The sequence below is a fragment of the Mycolicibacterium komossense genome, from assembly GCF_025822605.1.
GTDB lineage: Bacteria > Actinomycetota > Actinomycetes > Mycobacteriales > Mycobacteriaceae > Mycobacterium > Mycobacterium komossense.
The window spans coordinates 114,087-131,344 of record NZ_JACKTY010000004.1; the positions used below are offsets into that span (position 1 = coordinate 114,087).

A 17,258-nucleotide genomic window follows, 5' to 3' on the forward strand; every position below is an offset into this window, starting at 1 on the left:
GCTACCAGCCTAAACGGTCCGCAGTGCCGACGGGATCAGCGGTTCGTCCAACAACCGGCCGAAGCGCTGCGTCAGGCTCACCTCGGCGGGGCGGGTATCGATCCATCCGCGTAACAGGCGATATCCCTCGACGTAGGTGCTGGTGTAGGCCCGCCACAGCGGGGACGACAGGAACCGCAACATCTGCCGGGCCCGGCCGTCGTCGACCAGCAGCCAGCGCTGCAGGAAGGCCACCACGTCATCGACGTCGCGGTGTTCGTCGTGCAGCATCAGCGCGGCATCCTGGCGGACGTCGGCCAACGCGGCCGTCGCCGCCGAGACCGCCTCGGCGCGTTCGCCGTCGAACCGCAGGCCGAGGTCGGCGTAGATCTCGGTCGCCCAGGCGCCCCAGTCCGGGCCGATGGCCGCGTACAGGGCCAGGTCGGCCAGTCCCTCCGCCATCAGGCACTGCGGGGTGTTGACCAGGAAGATGGTCTGCTCGAGCTGATTTTGTCCGGCCACCAACCCAAATTCTTTGCGGCAGTGCTCGGTGTGGTGGCCGGGGTAGGACTCGTGCGCGACCAGCCGCGGCAGGTTGGACATCTGCTGTTTGAGGTCGGCGTTGACCGCGACCGTCGAGGTGTAGTCGCCTTCGTAGTAGTTGAACCCCGACCACGGTTTGTCGGTGACGATCTCGTATTTGATCGTCTCGCGGTCCGGGAGCGGGTATTCGGCCCGCACCCGGTCGCGCAGCGCGCTGGAGAACGCGTCGATGGCCTCGCCGAGGCGCTCCGGCGCGATCTCCTCGGCGGTGCGGTGCGCCTGGACCCGCTCGGCCAGCGCACCGGTACCGCCGAGCGCCTGGTCGAGTTTGCGGTGGGCTTCGCGGTACTTCTCCGGATCACCCTTGGCGATGGTGACGTCGAAGTAGTCCCGCACTTCGTCGACGAAGCCGACGTCCTCACCGGCGAATTTGCGGCCCGCACAGGCCAGGGCCCGCAGATGGGCGCCGATGTAATCGGCACGCGCGGCGGTGAACTCGTCCCCCCTGGGCACCTGCGGCAGCGCATCGAGCAACCGGGTGGCCTGCCGGGTCAGCTCGGCGGGGTCGGGGGTCGGCTCGTCGGCCACGGCCCGCCGCAACGCGGGATCCCCGGTGAAGGAGTCGACATAACCGTCCTCGATGCGATCGAAGCGCAGGCCGAGCAGCAGATACTCGCGGATCAGGGTGGCGGGCTCCATGCCTGTTAACGGTAGCGGCCACCCGCCACTCGCGCCCCAGCCGTCGCCTCGCCTGCGAGTACTGCAACACTGGGCAGATGTCGCGGCTGAGCGAGCCGAGCCCCTATGTGGAGTTCGACCGGACGCAATGGCGGAGCCTGCGTATGTCGACGCCGCTGAAGCTGTCCGAGAGCGAACTTGTCGGACTGCGCGGTCTGGGTGAACAGATCGACCTGCTCGAAGTCGAGGAGGTCTACCTGCCACTGGCCCGGTTGATCCACCTGCAGGTCGCAGCGCGACAACGACTCTTCTCCGCCACCGCGGAATTCCTCGGCGAAACGCACCAGAATCCCGACCGGCCGGTGCCATTCATCATCGGGGTCGCGGGCAGCGTTGCAGTCGGTAAGTCGACCACCGCGCGTGTGCTGCAGGCCCTGCTGGCCCGGTGGGAACACCATCCCCGGGTCGACCTGGTCACCACCGACGGCTTCCTGTATCCCAACGCCGAGCTGACGCGACGAAACATCATGCACCGCAAGGGTTTTCCGGAGAGCTACGATCGTCGCTCGCTGATGCGGTTCGTCACGACGGTCAAATCCGGCGCCGACCAGGTGTGTGCACCGGTGTACTCGCATCTGCAGTACGACATCATTCCCGGCGAGAAGCATCCGGTCCGCCACCCCGACATCCTCATCCTCGAGGGTCTCAACGTGCTGCAGACCGGTCCGACGCTGATGGTCTCGGACCTGTTCGATTTCTCGGTGTACGTCGACGCCCGGATCGAGGACATCGAGGGCTGGTACATCTCGAGGTTCCTGTCGATGCGGGCCGGTGCGTTCGCCGATCCGGCCTCGCACTTCCACCACTATTCGACGCTGACCGATGAGCAGGCCGTCTTCGCCGCCCGCGATATCTGGCAGTCGATCAACTTGCCGAACCTGATCGAGAACATCCTGCCGACGCGACCGCGGGCCACCATGGTGTTACGCAAGGACGCCGACCATTCGATCAACCGACTGCGGCTGCGCAAGCTCTAGCGATTTGGGCGTGTCCGCAACCGCTCAGCGGTCGCGAACACGCCCAAATCATCGTTACGCGAGCCGCCGGACTCCGAGGTACTGCAGTTCCGCGAACACCGCGGTGTAAGCGGCGCAGCCCAGCATCACCGCCACCCCTGTCGCGGTCAGCGGGAAGACACCGGCGATGACGACAGCAACGGAAGCCAGCGTGCACACGATGTTGGCGACGATCACGCCGATACCGACAGTGCGCAACGCCGGCCGGGCGGCCAGCAGGTAGACGACGGCGCCGTAGAGCACGAACGCCGCACCGAGCACATATGCGTGCATGGACGTGAGGCCGGTGACCGACGACACCGGGCCGGCGGCAGCGGCGATGACCAGGCCTCCGAGGCCGGTCAGCGTGGCGTCGAGCCGCATCGCGAAGCGCAGCAGCGAATCGGTGGAATCAGATAGCGGGCGGGTGCTGGTGGCGGTCATATCGGCTCCTGTGGCGATCGGCGTGGTGAGTGTCCAGGTGGACAACTCCGACCCTGCTCAGAAGCCACTGCCAGATCGACACCAGTCGCTGCCACCTACTGCCAACCGCAGGTCAGCGCGCCTGCTCGGCCACCATCCGGCCGCCGCGCAGATCCGCGGCGATCAACCTGGCCGCCGCGTTCTGCCAGTTGTGCAGCGAACGTTGCGGTACCTCGGTGACGAACCACTGCCAGGCCTGGCGGGCCGTCGGATCCAGCCCGGCGGCCGTCGCGTTCTGCGCGTAGGCGCGCACGCCGACGACATAGGGGAAGTAGAGCGCGTTGTAGTGCCGCCATTCCTCGGTGGTGCCGAAGCTGCCGCCATCGCGCGGTTTGAGCCGGGCGATCCGATCGGCCAGCAGCGCCTTCAGTTCGTTGGCCCGCTCGATGGGCTGATCGGGCACCCCGCGGGCCGCCAGCCGTTCATCGATCTCGGGCAGCGCGGTCAACGGACTCGCGACGAGCTTCGACAAATCGCCGTAATGGCCGAGGGCGCGGCGGGTCAGCCGGACGAAGGCGTCGTCGTCGATGTCCTCGAGCGGATCGCCGGACCGTAGCGGCAGCGCGGCCTCGGTGCTGCGCAGCGCGGCCCGATCGGCGCGCAGTACCGGCGATCGGGAGAACGCCAACCGGTCCAGGACACCGGCCAGCGGATCGGCCAGGACGTTGATCGAGATGGCGACGGCCAGGCTGGTGAACACCAGCACGGTGACCACCGTCCGGCCCTCACCAGCAGGGATGAAGGTCAAACCGATCAGCGCCTGCCCGGCGAACAACACGGCTACCAGCGCGGTGCCCACGAATGACCGCAGCATGTCGGCACGCAGCGCCTGACCCTCGTCGAAGGCGTCGGAGAGCGCGACCGCGACACCGAGCAGCAGCACGTCGACACCCGTCGAGGCCAGCGCCAACCAGCTGGGCACCAGGCCCAGCGGAATGACCAGGATCGCGTTGCCGAGCGCGAAGAACAGGGTCGCGACGATCACCACACCGGTCACCGGGCCGGGCCGGCCGGGACGCAGCTGTGGACGGGCCACGGCCCAGATCATCGCCCCGAGCGCGGAGAGTGAGATGACCGCGAACAGCACCCAGTGCCCGGCCCGCAACGGCCCGTCCACGCCACCAGCCATCGTCGCCCCGACACCGGCCAGCACCGCCACCGCCGCGACGACCATCACCTCGCCGACGCGGCTACGCCAGTGATCGCAGGGGCGGGCCAGTTCGAGCAGCACCGCGAACCAGGCCACTCCGGGGACGGCCACCAGATAGATCTCGATCGTGCCGAGTAGTTCGGCGTGTGCCGTCGCGGTCAGCCGCACCGCGTCCAGCACGACGACGAGGGCAAAACTGCCGAGGCCCAAGGCGGCCAGCGCGAGCACCGGTTTACGCGGATCGCGGGCCAGCAGATAGAGGCCCAGCCACCAGCTCAGAGCGAACACCACAGCTGAGAGCGCAGCCATGGTCTCAGTGTGGCAGAAGGCTGTGCCGGGCAGCTAGGCGCCGAAGCGACGGTGTCGCTGGGTGTAATCACGCAGCGCACGCAGGAAGTCGACGCGCCGGAAGGCGGGCCAGTGTGCCTCGGTGAACCACATCTCCGAATAGGCGCTCTGCCACAGCAGAAACCCGGACAGCCGCTGCTCACCGGAGGTCCGGATGACCAGATCGGGGTCGGGCTGGCCCGAGGTGTACAGATTTTCGGAGATGGCGTCGACGGTGACGGCTTCCACCAGTTGGTCGGGCGTCGCGCCGTTGGCCATTTCCTTGGACAGCAGCGCCCGCACGGCGTCGACGATCTCCTGCCGGCCGCCGTAACCGACGGCGACGTTGACGTGGAAGCCGCCGTTGGGGACGGTGTTCTCGACGGCTTCGCGCAGGCGCCGCGCCGGTTCTTCGCCGAGCAGTTCCAGGTCGCCGACGGTCCGCACGCTCCAGTGGTTGGCCGGCGCGCAGATCTCTTCGACGACGTTGGTGATGATCTCGATCAGTGCGGCGAGCTCGTCGGGATCGCGTTGCAAATTCTCGGTGGACAACAGGTAGACGGTGGTCATCTCGATGCCGGCTTCTTGGCACCAGCGCAGCATTTCGGCGATCTTCGCCGCACCCATCAGATAGCCGTAACTCACGTCGTCGTACCCGGCATCGCGGGCCCAACGGCGATTTCCGTCACATAAAACAGCGATATGACGGGGTAGTTGTGACTTGGATTGCAGGAGCTCCTGGCGTAACCGCATTTCGTAGATCCGGTACACCGGATCCTTCAACCGCGGGGGAATGAGCTCCACGAAAATCAAGACTACTGTGGCATTCGGAATGCTCGGACAAACCGGCACTGCCGATCTGGGCAATGGAGGTGCTATGTCTTCGCCACTTGATACAGACGACTCCCGCGAGACGACCTCACCACATCTCGGGGAGGCCGAGGACTTTCCCGACGCCGTCGCCGACGGGGTCGCAGAGTTCTTCGGCCGACCGCGGTTACGGGGCTGGATCCACGTCTATTCGGCCGGAGTGGCCGCCATCGCCGGCGCCGCGCTGGTGTCGGTGTCCTGGGCTGTCGACTCCACCCGGGCCGGCCTGGCGACGCTGCTCTACACCGCGACCATCGTCGCCATGTTCACCGTCAGCGCCGTCTATCACCGGGTGACCTGGAAGTCGCCGGACGCCCGCAAGTGGATGAAGCGCCTCGATCACTCGATGATCTTCGTGTTCATAGCGGGCAGTTACACGCCGTTCGCACTGCTGGCGTTACCGCAGCACAGCGGCTGGCTGCTGTTCTGGATGGTCTGGGGCGGGGCCGCCGCCGGGGTGACGCTCAAGATGTTCTGGCCGTCGGCGCCTCGCTGGGTGGGCGTCCCGCTGTATCTGCTGTTGGGCTGGCTAGCGGTGGGATTCGCGGTGCCGATCACCGAGGGCGCCGGCGTCGCCGCGATGGTCCTGCTCGCCGTCGGTGGCGCGCTGTACAGCGTCGGCGGCATCTTCTACGCGCTGAAGTGGCCCAACCCGTGGCCGCGGACGTTCGGTCACCACGAGTTCTTCCACGCGTGCACGGCGGTCGCCGCCACCTGCCACTACATCGCGATGTGGTTCGCGGTCTTCTGACTCGCTAGAGCATCGTCATGTCGGCGGGTGACCAGTAGGCCTTCATCGACGTGATCTTGCCTTCCGAATCGAACACCATCGTCTCGATGGGTTCGACCCGCATCTTGGTCTCGCCCGCGTTGATGGTGATGGCGAAGAGGAAAGCGGCTTCGTGACCGCCGGTGCGCAGCTGTAACAGCTCGGTCGAGATCTGCGCACCCAATATCGCCTGGTAGAAGCCGGCGATCGCAGTCCTGCCGATGTGCACCTCGCCGCCGCCGACGGGATCCTCCAGCGTGGCGTCCTCGGCGTAGAGCGCGGCAACATCGTCCACGTTTCCGGAAGCCACAGTGTCCAGGTAGCGCTTGACGATTTCGCCTGGGTCGACAGTCATGTGCGGCACGCTACACGGGGACACCCAGGGCGGCAGCGAGTTCCGGCACGCCGGTGACGGGCAAGTCGCACACCCGGCCGTGGCAGACATACGCCGCATCGGCGCCGCGCACCCGGTCACGCCCGGTCAGGAGTTCAGACGAGTCGACGGCTCCCCCGACGACGATCGCGCCGCCAGGCGCCAGCCTGCGGGCGGCGGCCAGTAGCGGCGAGGCGGCCGGGTCGCAGGCCACGGCGATCTGAAGTGGCCCGCGCACCGCCGCCTCGGCGACGGCAAGCCAATGCCCGGCGGAGCGGGCCGCCCGCGCCAGGAGAGGCGAATGTGCCAGCACGGTGTCGGCCGCGGCCTCGCCGTATCGCCCGGCGCGCTCCGGTCCGACCAGGTGGGCCGCGGTCAACAGCGCTTCGGCGATCGATGACGCGCCCGACGGCGTCGCGCCGTCGAGCGGGTCCGCCGGGCGGATCATCAGCTGTTCGGCGTCGTCGGCGCTGTCGAACCACTGCCCGGGCCGATCGGGGTGGGCGAAATGAGCCAGCGCGGTGTCGAGCAGTCCGACCGCAGCGTCGAGCAAGCCGTTGTCGGCAGTGAGCTGATAGAGCGTCAACAACCCGGTCGCCAGCGTCGCGTGGTCTTCCAGGATTGCCGCACTGTCGCCGACCCGTCCGCCGAGGCTGGCGCGTCGCAGTCGTCCGTCGACGAGGTGCAGCTGCAGCAGCGCGGTCGCGCAGCGTCGCGCGGCGGCCACCAGGTCGGCCCGGCCCAGCGCGACGGCGGCCTCGCACAGGGCGGTGATGGCCAGACCATTCCAGGCGGTGACGACCTTGTCGTCGCGGCCCGGCTGCACCCGCTCGCTTCGCGCAGCCAACAGCGTGGCGGACACTCGCGCCAACCGGGCGGTGTCGCTCGGATCGTTTCGCAGCTGCAGCACGGATTCGCCGTCTTCGAAGGTGCCCGCCGCGGTCACGGTGAAAACCTTTGCGGCCCAATCACCGTCGTCGTCACCCAGCGCCGCACGCAGCTGCTGCGGCGTCCACACGTAGGTCGACCCTTCCCGACCGTCGGCATCAGCGTCCAGCGACGAGGTGAACATGTCGCCGTCGGCCAGATCGCGCAGCAGGAAGTCGGCGGTCTGTCCGGCGACCCGGGCCGCCAACTCGCCACCGCCGCAGCGGGCCCAATGCGCATACACCCGTAACAGCAACGCGTTGTCGTACAGCATCTTCTCGAAATGCGGTACCACCCAGGTGTTGTCGACGCTATAGCGGGCGAAGCCGCCGGCGAGTTGATCGTGAATCCCGCCGCGGGCCATTGCCGTGCACGTGCGATCCACGGCGGCGCGCACCTCAGCCGAACCGGTGCGCTCATAGTCGCGCAACAGCGCTTCCAACAGCGCCGAGGGCGGGAATTTCGGGGGCCGGCCGAACCCGCCCGCCGCGGTGTCCTGGTCGGCCAACGCCGACGCGGCGGCGTGGTCACAGAGTTCGGCCGATACCGGCGGGCCCCCGCCCGGGAGTCCGGATGCCATTGCGCGCAGCTCGCCGGCGATCTCGCCAGAGGCCTTCTCGACCTCGTCACGACGGTCCCGCCAGGTGTCTGTGACCGCTGAAAGCAATTCGAGGAAGCTGTTTTTCGGGTAGTAGGTACCGCAGAAGAATGGCCGGCCATCGGGAGTGAGGAAGCACGTCATCGGCCACCCGCCCTGCCCGGTCATCGCGACGGTGGCGTTCATGTAGACGGCGTCGAGATCGGGCCGCTCCTCGCGGTCGACCTTGATACAGACGAAATTGGAGTTGGTAATCGCTGCCACTTCCGCGGATTCGAACGATTCGTGCGCCATCACGTGACACCAGTGACACGCCGCGTACCCGATCGACAACAGGATGGGCACGTCGCGGCGCGCAGCCTCGGCGAGCGCCTCGGCCGACCACTGCACCCAGTGCACCGGGTTGTCGGCGTGCTGGCGCAGGTAGGGGCTGGTGGCCTCCCCGAGCTGGTTAGCCACTCGGCTCGCGGGGCCCGCCGCCGGACTCGGAGGAGGTTTCCGACGGATCGACGTGTGCAGTCCCATCGACGGCGCCGTCCATGGTGCCGTCGTCGACGGCTTGGTCGGGCTCGGGGTGATCAGGGTCGAAGGACTCCGGCAGCTTCTTGAGCTGCTTGTTCATCGACCAGACGAGAAAGACGGTCCCGATGAACAGCAAGATGACGATGACCAGTCCAAACGGGCTGGCCTTACCGAAATCGGGCCCGGTGTTCTTCGGGGTGTCATCGGCCATGATGCGCACGGCCACCGCCCATGGGGCGGACGACGCGCCGATCACCGTTCGATCCCGACGAAGAGGTCGGTCTCCGGCAGCGAGATAGGAACCCGCGACCGCGCCAACTCATACTCCTCGGTCGGCCACAACCGCTTCTGCCATTCCATCGGCGTGCTGAAGAAGAAACTGGTCGGGTCGATCTGGGTGGCATGCGCCATCAGGGCATCGTCGCGCTGCTGGAAGTAGTCGGAACACTCGATGCTGGTCGTGATCCGCGACGCCACGACGTCGAGCTCGGGATCCCAATCCTTGAGCCACTTCTCGTACGGGCCGGTCTGACCGTTCTTGGCGAATTCGTCTTGGAAAGACTGCATGCGTTTCCGCAGGAACCCGTGGTTGTAGTACAGCTTGGAGACCGACCACGGCGCTCCGGCATCGGGGAAAAGACGGTAATCGCCGGCCGCCTCGTACGCGGCCACCGAAACCTGGTGGCAGCGAATGTGATCGGGATGCGGATAGCCGCCGTTCTCGTCGTAGGTGGTCATCACGTGCGGCCGGAACCTCCGGATCTCCCGCACCAGCCGCTCGGTGGATTCCTCCAACGGGACCAGCGCAAAACAGCCTTCGGGCAGCGGCGGCAGTGGGTCACCCTCGGGCAGGCCGGAGTCCACGAAGCCCAGCCAGGTGTGCTGGACGCCGAGGATCTCGGCTGCCCGCGCCATCTCGTCGCGCCGGATCTCGGCGATGCGCCCGTGTACGTCGGGCAGGTCCATCGCCGGGTTGAGAATGTCGCCGCGTTCGCCGCCGGTGAGCGACACCACCAGCACTTGATGGCCCTCCGCGGCATATTTGGCCATCGTTGCCGCACCCTTGCTGGATTCGTCGTCCGGGTGGGCATGCACCGCCATCAACCGCAGTTCGGTCACCGTCCGCCTTCGCTTCACTGTCCACTGGCTGGTCCAGAGAGTCACCAGTCCCTGGTCTAATAGTTCCATCCCCGCGGTCGGGACTCGATACCCGATCCCTGACCAGAGACAAACCCCACACCATGGCCGAAGATTCCCTGCTCCGACCCGAGGCCCGCTATGGGCGGCAGAAGCTACCGCGCCGCGGGCTCATCATCGCCCTTACGGTGCTCGCCGTCGCGGCAGGCACCGTCGTGGCGGTCGTCGGCTATCAGCGGCTCGGCACCTCCGACGTGGAGGGCAAACTCGGCGGGTACCAGCTGGTCGACGACCAGACCGTGAATGTGACCATCAGCGTCACCCGGGCCGACCCGTCGCGCGCGGTTTCCTGCATCATGCGGGCCCGCTCCAAGGACGGGAGCGAGACAGGCAGGCGGGAAGTGCTGGTCCCACCGTCGGACCAGACCACGGTGCAGGTGACCGCGGCGGTGAAAACCAGCCGACCGCCCGTCATCGGTGATGTCTACGGCTGCGGCACCGATGTCCCGGCGTACCTGACGGCGCCCTAGGACGGGCCCCGCAGGGGAACACACAACAAACTCCCAACTGCGGAATTGTGAAAATCCGCCGACGCTCCGGTGGTACTATCGGTGGATACACGGTCCTTGCTGGGACCGTGTATTGCTTCTTTAGCTGCCCGGATAGCCGCGGCCCTGAGATGGCAATACACAGGGGGCCTTCCCCGGCATGCTCCCGGCACAGACGACAACTGACTGCCAACGCGAACATCGCGGACCAACAACATGGAGGAGCGCGAGGAGATGACTGATACCCAGGTGACCTGGCTGACGCAGGAGGCTCACGACCGCCTCAAGGCCGAGCTCGATCAGCTGATCGCGAACCGGCCCGTCATCGCCGCGGAGATCAACGACCGCCGCGAAGAGGGCGATCTGCGCGAGAACGGTGGTTACCACGCCGCCCGCGAAGAGCAGGGCCAGCAGGAAGGGCGCATCCGTCAGCTGCAGGAACTTCTCAACAACGCCAAGGTCGGCGAGGCGCCCAAGCAGTCCGGCGTCGCGTTGCCCGGCTCGGTGGTCAAGGTCTACTACGACGGCGACGAGTCCGATACCGAGACGTTCCTGATCGGTACCCGCCAGGAGGGCGTCAGCGACGGCAAGCTCGAGGTCTACTCCCCGAGTTCACCGTTGGGCGGCGCACTGCTCGACGCCAAGGTCGGCGAGACGCGCACCTACACCGTGCCCAACGGCAACACGGTCAAGGTCACGCTGATCAGCGCTGAGCCCTACCACGCCTGATCAGTTCTGCAGCGCCTGCTCCAGATCGCCGATCAGGTCCGCGACGTCTTCGATACCGACCGACAAGCGGACCAGATCGGCGGGCACTTCAAGCTGGGATCCGGCTGTCGAGGCGTGAGTCATCGCACCCGGGTGTTCGATCAGTGACTCCACCCCGCCAAGCGACTCGGCGAGGATGAAGATCTCCGTCTTGGCGCACAGTTCACGCGCCGCGGCGATACCACCCTTCATCCGCACCGAGATCATGCCGCCGAAACCACTCATCTGCGCCGCAGCGACGGCGTGGCCGGGATGGTCCGGCAGACCTGGATACAGGACGGTGGACACCGCGGGGTGCTCGGCCAGGAAAGCCGCTACCGCAGAAGCGTTTTCGCTGTGCCGAGCCATGCGCAGCACCAACGTCTTCAGTCCGCGCATCGTCAGGTAGGCGTCGAAAGGCCCCGGCACCGCACCCGCGCCGTTCTGCAGGAAGGCGAACGCGGCGTCGAGCTCTTCGTCGTCGGTGACCAGCGCGCCGCCGACGACGTCGGAGTGTCCGCCGATGTACTTGGTGGTCGAGTGCAGCACGATATCGGCCCCGAGCGCCAGCGGCTGCTGCAGAGCAGGTGAGGCAAAAGTGTTGTCCACCAAGACCTTTGCGCCGTGGCGCGCGCCGATCTCCGAGATACCCGCGATATCGGCGATCGACAACAACGGGTTGGTCGGTGTCTCCACCCAGATCAGCTTGGTCTGGGGGGTCAGTGCCCCTCGGACGGCGTCGAGATCCGACAGCCCGACCGGTGTGTGCGTGATCCCCCACTGCGTGAACACCTTGTCGATCAGGCGGAAGGTACCGCCGTAGGCATCGTCGGGAATGACGACGTGATCGCCTGGACGCAGCACCGCACGCAGCGTGCAGTCGGTGGCGGCCATGCCCGAACTGAATGCGCGCCCGTAGGTGCCCCCCTCGACCGCGGCCAGCGACGCCTCAAGCGCCGCCCTGGTGGGATTTCCGGTACGGGCGTATTCGAATCCGCCGCGCAGCCCGCCGACGCCGTCCTGGGCGAAGGTCGAACTGGCGTAGATGGGAGCGTTGACCGCACCCGTTGCCGGGTCTGGTCGGTAGCCGGCGTGGATGGCCCTCGTCGCAAGCCCCATGCTGCGGTGTGAGTCGGCGTGGCCAGTGCGCCGCTTCTCCTCATCGCTCGTGCCTCGCTCTGCATCGGCGCCGGCGCGACTCTTCTGCTCACTCATGCGAATGAGCGTAGTGGTGCCGTACGGGCGACTTTCAGGGCCCGGTGAGCGGAATGCAGACGGTGGTCATCACCTTGTCCGCGAACGTCTGCCGCTTGCCATCCCACAGCGGGAACAGGTACCCGAGATAGCACAGCGCGCTGTCCAGAATGTGCGCCAGCTGGCGAACGAGCGACAGTCCGAAGCCGATGGGCTGCCCGGTCTTCTCGCTGATCACCTTGAACTTCATGATCGACTTGCCGATGCTCGAACCCGTCGTCCCCTGGCGGTAGCCGAAGTTCCAGATCGCGAAGGCGAGGGCAGCCAGGTAGGCCATCACCGCGACGATCAACCCGGCGGGAGACGGATTGGACGTACACGACGCGCTGGTGCCGATATCCGTACTCGTGGTCACGCAGGTGTTGTCACCGGTGACGATGGCGACGCCGATTCCTATCCCGATGAGGATCACCACCGGCACCGAGTCGATCAGGGAAGCGATCACGCGGGTGAACCACGACGTGTACGCCGACTTGGGCATCGTCGGCAGATAGCCGCCGTAGGCCGGCTGAGCCGGCGCGTAGCCCTGATACGGCGGCGGATAGACACCGGGCGGCGGGGGCGGCGGATAGTTCCCCGATGGCGGTGGCGGATAACCACCCGGCGGCGGAGGCGGATAACTTCCCGGCGGTGGCGGTGGCGGTGTATCGGTCACGACTTCTCCTCGGTTGGCAGGATTCTAGAGACGACAACACCGGCCCGCATAGTCAATTCTGCGGTCCGGCACCGTCATCGAGGGGGATGCAAGCTTTACCGCGGGAGACAGACGGTCTTGATGGCCTTGTCGACCAGCGTCTGCCGCTTGACGTCCCACAGGGGGTAAAGATAGGTGACGATACCCAGCACAAAGCAGACGCCATCGAACACCGCATAGAGCAGCTCGCGGACCACCGACATCCCGAAACCGATTGGCTCCCCTGTGCTTTCGCTGACCACCTTGAACTTCATGATCGACTTACCGATGCTCGATCCCGTCTTGCCTTGCCGGTAACCGAGGTTCCAGACGAGGTAGGCAAGCGCGATCACCGCCGACAGCCCCAGTGCGGCAATGCCCAGCGTCGAGTTCCCGGTGGCGCAGAACTCGCCGAGGTTGTACTCCGAGGTGTCGGTGACGCAGGAAGTCTCCTGCGTCGCGGCTACGGCGCCGTAGCCGATGCCGATGATGATCAGGTACGGCAGGTAGTCGATGATCCAGGCCACCGCGCGGGTAGCCCACGGCGTGTAAGCGTCCTTCGGCAGCGCCGGTGTCCCCTGTCCGGGCGGCGGGGGTGCCCATCCGCCTGCCGAGGGCGGAGGCGGCGGATAGTTCCCAGGGGGCGGTGCTGGCGGCTGTTCGGTCAATGTCGGCCTTCATTCAACGATCGTTAGCTGAATCAGAGCGAATTCACAGTACCTGAGAACGGCCTCACCGAGACTTGCGACATGACATCTTCACCACGTGGACATATGGCGGGGTGAGCCGGCACCGGCGGGACGGAAGCCACCCGACCCGGTGTTTGCCATATCAACGAGGATCTGCGCACCCGGTGCGGGGCGAGCAGCGCCGGCGCGGCTATTTGCGGCGAGGACCGTCCGACAGGAAGCTGAGCAGGTCGCTGCGGGTGATGACGCCGACCGGCTTACCGTCGTCGACCACCATCACCGCATCCCATTCGCGCAGCGCCTTGGCCGCGGCGTCGACCAGCTCGCCGGCACCGATCAGCGGCAACGGTGGGCTCATGTGCTCGGACACCGCGTCGGCGAGCTTGGCCCGGCCTTCGAACACCGCGGAGAGCAGTTCGCGCTCGGAGACGCTGCCGGCCACCTCGCCTGCCATCACCGGCGGTTCGGCACCGACCACCGGCATCTGCGATACGCCGTACTCGCTGAGGATGTTGATGGCGTCGCGGACCGTCTCTGCCGGATGGGTGTGCACCAGGTCGGGCAGGGCACCTGACTTACGCCGCAGCACATCGCCGACGGTCGGCTGCTGCAGGGAGCCGTCGAGCCTGGTGCGCAGGAAGCCGTAGGACGACATCCACGCGTCGTTGAAGATCTTGGACAGATAACCGCGGCCACCGTCGGGCAGCAGGACGACGACCAGCGAGTCGGGGCCGGCCTTGCGGGCCACCTCGATGGCTGCCACCACGGCCATCCCACACGATCCACCGACCAGCAGCGCCTCTTCCCGGGCGAGGCGGCGCGTCATGTCGAAGGAATCGGCGTCGGAGACGGCGATGATCTCGTCGGGCACCGACGGGTCGTAGGCGGTGGGCCAGAAGTCCTCACCGACACCCTCGACCAGGTAGGGCCTGCCGGTGCCGCCGGAGTAGACCGAACCCTCGGGATCGGCGCCGACAACCTGGACGGCGCCCCCGGAGACCTCCTTGAGGTACCGGCCCGCGCCGGTGATGGTGCCACCGGTACCGACGCCGGCGACGAAGTGCGTGACCGTCCCGTCGGTGTCCGCCCAGATCTCGGGACCCGTTGTCTCGTAATGACTTTCGGGGCCCTGCGGGTTGGAGTACTGGTCCGGCTTCCAGGCGCCGTCGATCTCCTCGACCAGGCGGTTGGAGACGCTGTAGTACGAGTCCGGGTCATCCGGTGCCACCGCGGTTGGGCAGACGACGACGTCGGCGCCGTAGGCGCGCAGCACGTTGCGTTTGTCCTCGCTGACCTTGTCCGGGCAGACGAAGATGCATTTGTAGCCACGCTGCTGGGCGACCAGGGCCAAGCCGACGCCGGTGTTCCCGGACGTCGGTTCGATGATCGTGCCGCCCGGCTTGAGCGCGCCCGAAGCCTCGGCGGCGTCGATCATCTTGATCGCGATGCGGTCCTTGCTGCTGCCACCGGGGTTGAGGTATTCGATCTTGGCGACCACCCTGCCGCTGCCCTCGGGGACGACCGAGCCGAGCTGGACCAGAGGGGTGTTACCGATGAGCTCACTGATGTGGTGGGCGATCCGCATGCCTACATGGTGTCAGGCACCGGTCAGGAGTGCGCTAGCCGGTCGCCTCACGGATGTATTCGCCGATCTGACGCAGCGACCGCGTCGCCTCCGGCACGATGGGCGCCGCGAGCTGGAAGTCATGAATCTGGCCACGCCACACCCGAACTTCGGTCGGCACTCCGGCGGCGGCCAGCCGGCGCGCGGCCAACCGGGCGTCGTGCAACAGCACCTCCGAACCGGACACATGGATCAGCGTGCGCGGCAGGCCGGGCTCGATATGGTCGAGCGGCTCGTAGATCTGCTCGGGTTCCCCGTCAACGATGCGCTTGGCCGCCGCGCGGGCCACCAGTCCGACCAACGCGTCGAACGCCTTCGGCGGGAACATCGCGTCGGTTTTGATGTTGGGGTGCGCCTGTTTGGGCTCCTTGGCCAGTTGCAGCAGCGGTGAGATCGCGACCAGCGCGGCCGGCTCCTCGCCGTCGGCTTGCAGCCGCTGCGCCAGGGTGAGTGCCAGGTAGCCGCCGGCGGAGTCGCCGGCCAGCACGATCTGGTCCGGCCCGTAACCGCGCAGCCGCAGCCAGTCGTAGGCGTCGCGACAGTCGTCGACGGCCATGCCGATGGTGTGCTTGGGGATCAACCGGTAGTTGACAACCAGGACCGGCGAATCAGCGAACTTCGACAGCGCCGTGACGATCCGATGGTGTGAGTTGACCCCACAGGTCAGGAATGCGCCACCGTGCATGTACAGCACGATTCGACGTTTGCCGTCGGCGGGCAACACACCCGGCGCGCGCACCAGTTGGGCGTCGGTGTTCCGCAGCCCGATGGTGGCGCGGACGGTTCCGGCGGCGGGCAACAACGCCCGGGACGCGAAATCGATCAGCCCCCACGGCCATGGGAGGTTGGGAACGTAGCTGCAGGCCGCCAGCGCCGGCCGCACCGTCAACCGGCAAGATAGCGAGACCAGCCGGCCGCGCACACTGGTTCCGGTTTCGACGACCTCGATGGGCGCGCCGTCGCTGACAGGAAACCTTCGCAATTTACGGGCGCTACCAGCGCCGATATGAGCGCGCGCGGGTCCGGGCACCGTACTTGGTGCAGTCATGTCAACCCCCTACATCTTTGTAGTGGCAGTCGGTGTGCCTGTGTGCGGCTTTGCCCGCCCTGGACTCGGGCCGACCCAGCCAATGTCGGTAACTTAGCTTGACACCTCTGTCTGTTCTAACAAACGACGATTCTGATTTGATACCAGTTCTTGTACAAGACTGTGATTCACAAGGGCGTTCCCTGCTGGTTCCCCACTGGTTCCCGGCCGTCTGTGCACGGGGCGCGCATCCGTTGCGAAGCCCGAATACTGACGCGTCGCCGCCTAAACTGTGTGCCGTGGGCATTCGCGCGCCGCGTCGGCCGATCATCGCGGTGGTAACTGGCGCACTGACCGGTACTGCCGTGCTCGGCGCCCGCAACCTGCTGGCGATGCAGGCAGTCAAGACCCGACAGGTCATTCCGAAGTCCTGGGACGTTCCCCCGCGCGCGGATGGGGTGTACCAACCCGGCGGCGGCCCCGTCGAACGCTGGCAGCGCAGTGTGCCCTTCGACCTCCACCTGATGATCTTCGGCGACTCCACCGCCACCGGATACGGCTGCACCAACGCCGACGAGGTGCCGGGTGCACTTGTGGCCAGAGGGCTGGCCGAACAGTCCGGCAAGCGAATCCGGTTGAGCACCAAGGCAATTGTCGGCGCGACGTCCAAGGGGCTCTCCGGTCAGGTGGACGCGATGTTCGTCGCCGGCCCGCCCCCGGACGCCGCGGTCATCATGATCGGCGCCAACGACATCACCGCGCTCAACGGCATCCCGCAGTCGGCGCGACGCCTCAACAACGCCGTTAAACGTCTGCGTGCCAGCGGAGCCGTCGTGGTCGTCGGCACCTGTCCGGACTTCGGGGTGATCACGCTAATCCCGCAGCCGCTGCGGTTTTTCGCCCGCACGCTGGGGCTGCGGTTGGCCCGGGCCCAGGCCTCTTCGGTACGTGAGGCGGGCGGCGTCCCGGTGCCGCTCGCCGACCTACTGACGCCGGACTTCCTGCAGGCACCGGAGTTGATGTTCTCTCAGGACCAGTACCACCCGTCGGCCGCCGGCTACGCGCTGGCGGCGCAGCAGCTACTGCCGGCGCTGTGCTTTGCTCTGGGCGAATGGGCCGGCGGAGCGGTGCCCGAACTGCCGTGGGAGACGCGCCGGGCCGAGACCCGCCCACTGCTGGCGCGGCTGAGGATGCTGGCGAAACGCTGGCCCCGCCAAACGGGCGGGGTGCCTGCGCCGCTGGTTCTGCCCGCGGGCTAGCGTTTTGCCAACCTGCGAGTTTTTCA

16 protein-coding genes and 2 pseudogenes are annotated in these 17,258 nt (G+C 66.9%); 5 read left to right on the forward strand and 13 right to left on the reverse strand.

Annotated features, from left to right (window positions below):
• Positions 1 to 9: 9 nt before the first annotated feature.
• Positions 10 to 1,221, reverse strand: coding sequence for a DUF885 domain-containing protein (locus tag H7J73_RS00730; protein ID WP_264065289.1), 1,212 nt, complete (start codon positions 1,219 to 1,221; stop codon positions 10 to 12).
• Positions 1,222 to 1,298: 77 nt separating this feature from the next.
• On the opposite strand from H7J73_RS00730, the gene coaA reads away from it, so the two are divergent.
• Positions 1,299 to 2,237 (forward strand): type I pantothenate kinase, encoded by a 939-nt coding sequence (gene coaA, locus H7J73_RS00735; protein WP_264065290.1) that lies wholly within the window; start codon positions 1,299 to 1,301, stop codon positions 2,235 to 2,237.
• 54 nt (positions 2,238 to 2,291) lie between these two features.
• Here the strand turns inward: coaA and H7J73_RS00740 are convergent, their stop codons facing one another.
• The 3 genes from H7J73_RS00740 to H7J73_RS00750 form a co-directional block, all read right to left on the reverse strand.
• Positions 2,292 to 2,699: a hypothetical protein gene (locus H7J73_RS00740; protein WP_276030763.1), complete on the reverse strand. Its 408-nt coding sequence runs from the start codon at positions 2,697 to 2,699 to the stop codon at positions 2,292 to 2,294.
• Between the two features lie 112 nt (positions 2,700 to 2,811).
• Positions 2,812 to 4,197: a hypothetical protein gene (locus H7J73_RS00745; protein WP_264065291.1), complete on the reverse strand. Its 1,386-nt coding sequence runs from the start codon at positions 4,195 to 4,197 to the stop codon at positions 2,812 to 2,814.
• A gap of 33 nt (positions 4,198 to 4,230) precedes the next feature.
• Positions 4,231 to 5,019: a (2Z,6E)-farnesyl diphosphate synthase gene (locus tag H7J73_RS00750; protein WP_264065292.1), complete on the reverse strand. Its 789-nt coding sequence runs from the start codon at positions 5,017 to 5,019 to the stop codon at positions 4,231 to 4,233.
• Between the two features lie 73 nt (positions 5,020 to 5,092).
• Between H7J73_RS00750 and trhA the strand changes: the two genes are divergently transcribed.
• Positions 5,093 to 5,836: a PAQR family membrane homeostasis protein TrhA gene (gene trhA / locus H7J73_RS00755; RefSeq protein ID WP_264065293.1), complete on the forward strand. Its 744-nt coding sequence runs from the start codon at positions 5,093 to 5,095 to the stop codon at positions 5,834 to 5,836.
• A 4-nt stretch (positions 5,837 to 5,840) separates the two neighbouring features.
• Here the strand turns inward: trhA and H7J73_RS00760 are convergent, their stop codons facing one another.
• The 4 genes and pseudogenes from H7J73_RS00760 to mca all read right to left on the reverse strand — a co-directional run bounded on the left by H7J73_RS00760 (position 5,841) and on the right by mca (position 9,393).
• On the reverse strand, positions 5,841 to 6,209 hold the full coding sequence (locus tag H7J73_RS00760; protein ID WP_264065294.1) for a nuclear transport factor 2 family protein: 369 nt from the start codon (positions 6,207 to 6,209) through the stop codon (positions 5,841 to 5,843).
• A gap of 10 nt (positions 6,210 to 6,219) precedes the next feature.
• Positions 6,220 to 8,230, reverse strand: a pseudogene (locus tag H7J73_RS00765) (thioredoxin domain-containing protein); the annotation flags it as partial.
• Positions 8,213 to 8,485: pseudogene (locus H7J73_RS00770) on the reverse strand (hypothetical protein); the annotation flags it as partial. The pseudogenes H7J73_RS00765 and H7J73_RS00770, both read right to left, overlap by 18 nt.
• Positions 8,486 to 8,526: 41 nt before the next feature.
• Positions 8,527 to 9,393 (reverse strand): mycothiol conjugate amidase Mca, encoded by an 867-nt coding sequence (gene mca / locus H7J73_RS00775; protein ID WP_264065296.1) that lies wholly within the window; start codon positions 9,391 to 9,393, stop codon positions 8,527 to 8,529.
• A gap of 122 nt (positions 9,394 to 9,515) precedes the next feature.
• Between mca and H7J73_RS00780 the strand changes: the two genes are divergently transcribed.
• Together H7J73_RS00780 and greA are read left to right on the forward strand one after the other, a co-directional pair.
• Positions 9,516 to 9,941, forward strand: a complete 426-nt coding sequence (locus H7J73_RS00780) for a DUF4307 domain-containing protein (protein ID WP_264065297.1) — start codon at positions 9,516 to 9,518, stop codon at positions 9,939 to 9,941.
• Positions 9,942 to 10,193: 252 nt separating this feature from the next.
• Positions 10,194 to 10,688 carry a transcription elongation factor GreA gene (gene greA / locus H7J73_RS00785; RefSeq protein ID WP_264065298.1) on the forward strand — a complete coding sequence of 165 codons (495 nt, stop codon included), beginning with the start codon at positions 10,194 to 10,196 and terminating at the stop codon, positions 10,686 to 10,688.
• Here the strand turns inward: greA and H7J73_RS00790 are convergent, their stop codons facing one another.
• The 5 genes from H7J73_RS00790 to H7J73_RS00810 form a co-directional block, all read right to left on the reverse strand.
• On the reverse strand, positions 10,689 to 11,921 hold the full coding sequence (locus tag H7J73_RS00790; protein ID WP_264065299.1) for a cystathionine gamma-synthase: 1,233 nt from the start codon (positions 11,919 to 11,921) through the stop codon (positions 10,689 to 10,691).
• 34 nt (positions 11,922 to 11,955) lie between these two features.
• The gene (locus tag H7J73_RS00795) at positions 11,956 to 12,615 is read right to left on the reverse strand and encodes an Rv1078 family RDD domain-containing protein (protein ID WP_264065300.1); all 660 of its coding nucleotides are present in this window, start codon (positions 12,613 to 12,615) and stop codon (positions 11,956 to 11,958) included.
• A gap of 95 nt (positions 12,616 to 12,710) precedes the next feature.
• A complete protein-coding gene (locus H7J73_RS00800; protein WP_264065301.1) occupies positions 12,711 to 13,301 on the reverse strand; it encodes an Rv1078 family RDD domain-containing protein in 591 nt (196 codons plus the stop codon).
• A gap of 211 nt (positions 13,302 to 13,512) precedes the next feature.
• Positions 13,513 to 14,907, reverse strand: a complete 1,395-nt coding sequence (locus H7J73_RS00805) for a cystathionine beta-synthase (RefSeq protein ID WP_264065302.1) — start codon at positions 14,905 to 14,907, stop codon at positions 13,513 to 13,515.
• Between the two features lie 34 nt (positions 14,908 to 14,941).
• Entirely contained in the window at positions 14,942 to 15,994 is a 1,053-nt protein-coding gene (locus H7J73_RS00810; RefSeq protein ID WP_264065303.1) for an alpha/beta hydrolase fold domain-containing protein, read from the reverse strand.
• A gap of 278 nt (positions 15,995 to 16,272) precedes the next feature.
• Between H7J73_RS00810 and H7J73_RS00815 the strand changes: the two genes are divergently transcribed.
• Positions 16,273 to 17,232 carry an SGNH/GDSL hydrolase family protein gene (locus H7J73_RS00815; protein ID WP_264065304.1) on the forward strand — a complete coding sequence of 320 codons (960 nt, stop codon included), beginning with the start codon at positions 16,273 to 16,275 and terminating at the stop codon, positions 17,230 to 17,232.
• Positions 17,233 to 17,258: the final 26 nt, after the last annotated feature.